At 49.0% G+C, this 736-nt stretch carries 2 protein-coding genes; both read left to right on the top strand.

Annotation, left to right across the window (positions count from 1 at the left end; genetic code table 11):
* A partial coding sequence (locus tag E3E25_RS11280; RefSeq protein ID WP_304940871.1) for an adenosine-specific kinase occupies positions 1–135 on the top strand: 135 nt, incomplete at its 5' end.
* 42 nt (positions 136–177) lie between these two features.
* Positions 178–732, top strand: a complete 555-nt coding sequence (locus tag E3E25_RS11275) for an XTP/dITP diphosphatase (RefSeq protein WP_167711172.1) — start codon at positions 178–180, stop codon at positions 730–732.
* Positions 733–736 lie beyond the last annotated feature (4 nt).

Raw genomic sequence — 736 nt, 5'->3', positions numbered from 1 at the left:
ATCGTTGCCGAGACCGATCTTGGAAGGTCTGTACTTGGCGTCGTTGACGGCAAAGCGGCAAACAAGATAGAGACCGAGGAACAGAAAGCTGAGAGGCGTGAGCTCGTCGAGAAGATTGGTTACAAAATAGACTGAAAGTTTTTTATCGTCTTTTCTTCCCTATCCTCCGGTGGTTATATGAGGCTGGCGTTCATCACTTCTAACCCGGGAAAGGTTGAGGAAGCGCGAAAGTACTTTGAACCCTTGGGCGTTGAAGTTTATCAGCTCAAAGTTGAGTATCCAGAGATACAGGCAGATACGCTCGAAGAAGTTGCCCTCTTCGGCTTGGAGTGGCTGAGCAGGAAAATCGATGAACCGTTTTTCCTCGACGATTCTGGTCTCTTCGTTGAAGCTCTGAAGGGATTCCCTGGTGTTTACTCTGCCTACGTCTACAAGACCCTCGGCGTTGACGGCCTTCTGAAGCTCATGGAGGGCGTTGAGAACAGGAGGGCGTACTTCAAGAGTGTCATAGCTTACTGGGACGGCGAAGCTCACATCTTTACCGGTATTGTGGAAGGCGAGATAATCCACGAGAAGCGCGGAAACATGGGCTTCGGCTTCGACCCGGTATTCAAGCCTTCGGGTTTCGACAGAACTTTTGCCGAAATGACAACCGCTGAAAAGAACAAAATATCACACAGAGGTGGGGCTCTTAAAGCTTTTTCAGAGTGGCTAAAGGAAAACCTTAAATAAGCTC

Origin of the sequence: Thermococcus sp. MAR1 (genome assembly GCF_012027305.1) — an archaeon.
Taxonomy (GTDB): Archaea; Methanobacteriota_B; Thermococci; order Thermococcales; family Thermococcaceae; genus Thermococcus.
This window is presented reverse-complemented; position numbering and strand designations above follow the sequence as displayed.